Consider the following 5,823-nt stretch of genomic DNA (forward strand, 5'->3'; position numbering starts at 1 on the left):
GTTGACCAGCCTGACGACGTCGGTTCTCTGAATGTGTATGCGCTGTCGTTAGTCGTTGAGGGCGATGTAGTGGAGTTCGGGTTCGATGCGGGTTTCGTAGAGTTCGCGGTAGGCCCCGGCGATGACGTCTGGCGCTGCACCGGGGTGCTCGGCTCCGATCCACGCACTGATGGCGACGTGCGCAACGTAGATGTTCTGGGGTTTGAGCTCCTGATGGAGGTTCAGAGTCCAGTTGCGCAACCCTGCCGCGGCGATGTTGATGTTAGCCAGGGCCAGTACCGGAGTGATCGAACCACCGCCAGTGGTGATCAGGATCGTGCCCGACTCGGCGGCGATCATCTCAGTCACTACTTGCCGAACGGCGTGGATGGCGCCGTTGATGTAGAACTCAACTTGGGGTTGGAGCGCCGCGGGGTCGACGTCGAGGACCCCGACGGCGTTGAGGGTTTGGTCGACGGGCGAGAACTCGAGCACGTCGACTGTGCCGAATTGCTCCTTGATGCGAGCGAACGCCTCGGTGATGGTGTCGGGCTTGCTGATGTCGCCGGTGAACCCGGCGGCTTTGATGCCTTCGGCGTGAAGTTCAGCGGCGAGGGCGTCAAGTTTCGCGGCGTTGCGGGCGACCATTGCGACGGCGAAACCCATCTTGCCGAAGGCGCGGGCGATTTCGATTCCCAGGCCGGGACCGGCTCCGACGATGGCGATGACAGGCATAGGTGTACTCCAATGTTGGTCTGATGGGCTGATTTGCTACTGCTGCTGCGGCCGGACCTCGACCAGGAGGACCTTGTCGGGATTCTCGGCACCTGGCGACACGCACACGCCGGTCTCCAAGTCGCAGTAGCCGTCAGCCTCGTCCTCGACGAACGGCAGCGGCGTCCCTGACGCGGAGGTGTCTTCAGCCATTGACCTGCTCCCAGGCTTGAGCGATCGCGTCGCTGTACTGCCCGGTGCTCACGGCACCAGGGATGCCGAGCCGCCCACCGAGGACGATGAACGGCACCCCTCGCGCACCCAGGTTCACCGCCTCGTCGTGGTCGGCGCGCACCGCATCCGCGTAGCGCTCGGAGTCGAGCACGTCGCGAATCTCTTCGGCAGGGACCCCGAGCTTCTCGCCGAGGCGCACGAGTGTGTCGTGCTCGAAGGCCTCGTAGTTGCCGCTGAACACCTCGACCTGCATCGCGCGCAGGTACTCCCAGGAGACCCCGTACTTCGCGCCGAGGTGCACGAGACGCAGCAGGTCGAAGGTGTTGCGCGCCGGGCGGTCGACCTCGTACCTCAGCCCCACTTCCGCGGCCCGCTCAGCCATGCCCTGCTCCATCGAACGAGCCTGGAGCTCCAAGCGTGTAGCTAAGGTGCGTGTTCCTCCTGGACACAGACAAATCCACAGGTCTCAACAGACCAGCGGAGACGATTAGACAGATCGCCGTCACGGCCACGCGTTCATCGAACAACGTGTCGTGGTCGTCGGGGCCAGGATCGAACGCGCCGTCGCGCAGGGCGAGCTACCAACGAAGGGCGCGGCGGCTAGTTGGCTTCCGACATGGCGCATCGGCCGCCATCCGGCGCCCGGTGCTTGGGGAACTTGCCATTCTTGTTCAACGTCATTCGCTTCCGCCCGCAGCATGGACAGCTTCTTCCACTGCGCGGCCGCTTGCACGTCCATCGAAATTCACTCTGCACTATGTACCGCGTTGTCCCCGACGCTTTGCACTCCCGCTGCGCCCGATTGAGGATCAAGCCTGGTGTCTCGGTGTAGTGCTTCGGCAAGGTGTTGTCCTTGTTCACCGCTACGCGCAAGCAGCAACCGTCGCAATGCACCCAACCCACGTCGACCTCCTCTGTTCTTGTTCGCGCTCTGAGCACACGCGCCCGTATGGCACATTTGCCGATGGGATCAGTTGGATCACAGGTCAGAGCCTTGGGTCGCCACCTGAACCCAGTGGGCGTCGGCTTGGTCCAGGGCCGTGCGGATCTTCTGTTCCTCGCCGCTGCCTGTTGTCGGGAGCCGTAGGAGCGGCAGGCCGTATGCGTGAAGAATTTCGTTCTTGAGGCTGTCGCGCTCGAGCTGAGCTGGATTGTTCTTGTGGTACGCAAAGCCATCCACCTCGATGGCGAGCAGTGGGCGGTTGCTCACGCGGTTGTAGACGACGAAGTCCACCGACGCACGGTGCGCCACGTAGCTCGCCTGCCGGGGAGTGAGTCGTTCGACATCCGCGAGCAGGTTTCGCACCAGCACCTGGGAGCTCACGGCCAAGTGCCGGTACGGCGATTCGCCCAGTACGTCATGCAGTACGGTCCAGGCGATGTCCTCCGACCGGTACTTCAATTCGTTCCGCAACCGAGCCGCCAGCGATCCGAGCCGTTCGGAGTACCGGCGGTAGAGGAGGTCGAAGATCGAGACCACCTCGCTGTCGCTCACACCACCGCCGAGGTCCTGGTAGCCGATGTAGTCGATGAGGTCGCGAATGTGCCGGCTCTTGGAGAGCAGGTCGTGGTTCGTCACCAGGATGAACTTCTTGGCAGCACGCGACACTGCCACGTTGATCAGGTGTGGGTCATCCACGAACTGAAGTCCGGTCTGCCCACGCCAGGTCTCGTCCAGGACAGTGGTCATGACCATGACGTCCTTCTGCCGGCCCTGGTACTTGTGCACGGTGTCCGCGTCGATCTTCTCGATCTCTTCAACGAACGCGTGGGTGACCTTGTTCGCCTGACGCCGGTACGGCGTAACGACGCCGATGTCCGTACGCGAAACACCCGCGCAGTTCTGTGGGATCACCTCGTTGACGATGACGTCGACTTCACGCTGGTTCGAACGACCACCACCCTGGTGTTGGCGCATGTGGTTGCCCTCGGCAGTGCGCCACACGATCATCGGCCGCTCGACCTCGCTCTGGGTGAACGGGACGAGTCTGCCTTGGTAGAACGACTTGTTGCAGAAGCCGATGATCGCCGGCTCACAACGGTAGTGCTCACGCAACAGGGTGCTTGCGAGCTGCTCTTGATACAGGGCACGTAGCGACGAGAGGATGCTGTGTTTGTTGTAGTCATAGGCAGGCAAAGGGGCGACCGTGTCACGCGCAGCATCGTTCGCTATGTGTGGCAACTGCTGGAGATCCCCGACCACGACGAGATTCCGGCAGCTCGAGAGAGCCGCTCCAGCAGCCAGCAAGTCGACCTGTGAGGCCTCGTCGATGATGAGGTAGTCGAGCAGCTGCCCGCTCGGGAGGTTTCTGCGCAGCGAGTGGCAGGTGCTCAGCAACACCGGATAGTCCGCGGCGAACTTAGCGAAGGACTGCCGGTAGCCCCGGGCGTCGTAGATCGTGGATTCCAGCTCCCGATAGCGCGCGCCGAGTCCGGCGTACAGGGTCTGAATCGACAACCGGCGGTGCTCATCGGAGAGGCCGGTGAAGTCAGCTCTGCTCAGCTCGTCGTCCACTCGGTAAGCCTCAGTGAGAGCTCGACGATCCGGCGGTCGTAGAACGCTCGTTGGAGGCGCAGTACTGTCGCCGTCTCGCTGGGGTCGAGCCCGCGCAGCGATCCGTACTTGAGGTATTCCCTGATCCGCCGGACCAGACCGCGGCGGCGGGCACCTTCAAGCTCTGACTCCGCGAGGTAGTCGAGAATGCGGTCGGATGATCGGCGGAGCAGTGGCAGTCGGTCGAGCTGTGCCAGTTCATCCGGCGCGACATGCCTCTCGAAATGCTGAAGCTCCAAGGCGTACGCCTCGATCTCCTGCCGCACTCCTGCGCGTTCACGCTCGGCCGCCTGCAGGCGACGGAGACGACTGTCCACCTCGGCCAGCTTGTCGAAGGGGGGCTCCAGCGGAGTCTGATTCACGAACTCCTTCAGCTCGGCGTTCCGGCGGTGCTGCCGATCGAAGAACTCCGTCACCAACTCCTTGTTGCCGAGCCGGGCAACGACGTGCCCGAAGCCGAGAGTCTCAAGCTTCTCTCGGACGTTGTCGACGGCCGAGTTGCCGAACGAGACGATGCCGACGGTCGCCGAGCCGCTCGCGATGATGTTGGCGACCAGGTTGAGGATGGTCTCGGTCTTGCCGGTCCCCGGTGGCCCTTCGATCACGGAGATGGACTGAGTGAGGGCGTTCTCGACCGCCTGCCGCTGGCTCAGATTGCAGCGAAAGGGATAAATCGGAGGCGTGCCGAGTTCCGACGACTCTATCGGCGTACCTGCCATGAATCGTCCCAGGGCGCTGTCGGGGTGAACGAAGTTCAACGAGTCGTACACCTGCCGGAGCGGATCGTCAGCGCCCAGAGCTGACACGATGTCGCGCCAATAGCTCAGGATGCCGGCTGCCCTCGAACTGCTGGCGGCATCCGTGATGATCCGCACTTGCGCCGCCGGTCGACTTCGGTGCGCCTCACCCTGGCCTGTTGCGTAGAAGACACGTGACCAGGCCCCGTCCGGGCCGTAAAACGTGCAGACCTCCGTCGCCTTCTCCCAAATGACGCCGTCCACCTCGACCAGCCGGCCTTCACCAAGATGGACGCGCTCGGCCGGCGCAACGATCCGCACTCGCTCCGGACCATACTTGTACGGCTCGGAGCGGCCGGTGAAGACGATCTCGACCCGTCCGTCGACCTGCTGCACGTACCTCAAGACATCTCGCGTCTTGTCGACGAAGCGCCCAGTCGCCCGATCGGCAACCAGTACAGCCACAAGTCGCGCATCCATCACGGCGTCCCTTCAACAACCGGAGCGAACAGATCCCCATACAGCGCCGCTTTGATGCGTTCCACTGTCGGATCTGCGATCTCCTCGCCGAAGAGTGGGCGCATGCAGTGCTCGACCACGCTGCGATGGCGCTCGGGCGCTGGGCAGATCAGGATCGCCAGGATCTGTGCATGCCGGATCAGCAGCTGGAGCTTCGCTTGGTACAACGCCTGAACCGGCGCCCAAGCAGTCTCAACCGCAGCCGCGATCACTCGCTCGACGATTACATCTTCCAACCGGATCCGCTTCGTCGGGCGCCGTGCACCACGCTTCGGGCGTACGAGATTGTTGTCCGCGCGGCGCGAATGGATGATTACGCCGGCAAGGTGATCAGGTACCTGATCCAGCTCGGCCTGCACATCCCGCGCGACCTGGGCGATCGCCGCGAACAGATCGCACCAGAAGTGATCCGCCAATCCCAAGCGCAGCGGGTTCACGTGTCCGTCCGTTCCCGGCAGTCCGACGATCGCGTCCATCTCGATCCGGACCGCATCAGACACCAGGCCTACCAGCCCCGCTCTGAGGTGGGCCACAACGCTACGGTCTTCCTCGCCCGCGACGACAGCCGGGCGATAGTCCTCGGCCAGCCAGTCGACGACGTCCACAAAACCCGAATTGACGGCGACCTGCGCAACGACTGCCGGCGTCGCCCGGCGATCCTCGTCGAATCGTTCCCAGGCTGCGTCGAGTGAACGTCTACGGCGTCGTCGGTCCTCCCCCGATGCCTGCTGCGCGGCAGCTAGCGCCCACTCGATCCGATGCATCATGCCTCCGCACTGCTGGCATCGGCACAGGTTCTGCTCGGCCCGCTCACACGCCGGATAGTGACTGCGCATGCCCACCCCCGGACGTAGCCGCTATTCGTACAATCGCGACTACTCACTGTAGTGACGTTCGTCCGACCGCGACGCTCAGCGCGTGTCGCGCCCCATCCGGAACGATCGGGGCACCAAGCACTTGTTCTAGTGCAGGCAGGCGTACCCGACCGCTTCGGCGTCACCTGGATCCTCGACGTCACCGCCCGGTACGCCGGCTGACTCGCATCGAATCCGGTTAGAGGCGACCATCTCGGCCGCCTCTGATCGG

6 protein-coding genes are annotated in these 5,823 nt (G+C 63.5%); all 6 read right to left on the bottom strand.

Going from position 1 to position 5,823, the window contains the following annotated elements; all coding sequences use genetic code 11:
- Positions 1-48: 48 nt before the first annotated feature.
- The 6 genes from VFG33_RS39145 to VFG33_RS39170 all read right to left on the bottom strand — a co-directional run bounded on the left by VFG33_RS39145 (position 49) and on the right by VFG33_RS39170 (position 5,573).
- Complete coding sequence (locus VFG33_RS39145; RefSeq protein WP_325058099.1) at positions 49-714, bottom strand: SDR family NAD(P)-dependent oxidoreductase; 666 nt, start codon at positions 712-714, stop codon at positions 49-51.
- A 36-nt stretch (positions 715-750) separates the two neighbouring features.
- Positions 751-906, bottom strand: a complete 156-nt coding sequence (locus tag VFG33_RS39150) for a hypothetical protein (RefSeq protein WP_325058100.1) — start codon at positions 904-906, stop codon at positions 751-753.
- Positions 899-1,342 carry a DsbA family oxidoreductase gene (locus VFG33_RS39155; protein ID WP_325058101.1) on the bottom strand — a complete coding sequence of 148 codons (444 nt, stop codon included), beginning with the start codon at positions 1,340-1,342 and terminating at the stop codon, positions 899-901. The genes VFG33_RS39150 and VFG33_RS39155 overlap by 8 nt, the downstream gene beginning before the upstream one ends.
- Positions 1,343-1,906: 564 nt before the next feature.
- The gene (locus tag VFG33_RS39160; RefSeq protein WP_325058102.1) at positions 1,907-3,442 is read right to left on the bottom strand and encodes an AAA domain-containing protein; all 1,536 of its coding nucleotides are present in this window, start codon (positions 3,440-3,442) and stop codon (positions 1,907-1,909) included.
- Positions 3,427-4,698 (bottom strand): AAA domain-containing protein, encoded by a 1,272-nt coding sequence (locus VFG33_RS39165; protein WP_325058103.1) that lies wholly within the window; start codon positions 4,696-4,698, stop codon positions 3,427-3,429. The genes VFG33_RS39160 and VFG33_RS39165 overlap by 16 nt, the downstream gene beginning before the upstream one ends.
- Positions 4,698-5,573, bottom strand: a complete 876-nt coding sequence (locus VFG33_RS39170; protein ID WP_325058104.1) for a hypothetical protein — start codon at positions 5,571-5,573, stop codon at positions 4,698-4,700. Before VFG33_RS39170 ends, VFG33_RS39165 begins: the two co-directional genes overlap by 1 nt.
- Positions 5,574-5,823 lie beyond the last annotated feature (250 nt).

The organism is Kribbella sp. (assembly GCF_035687465.1).
Lineage (GTDB): Bacteria > Actinomycetota > Actinomycetes > Propionibacteriales > Kribbellaceae > Kribbella.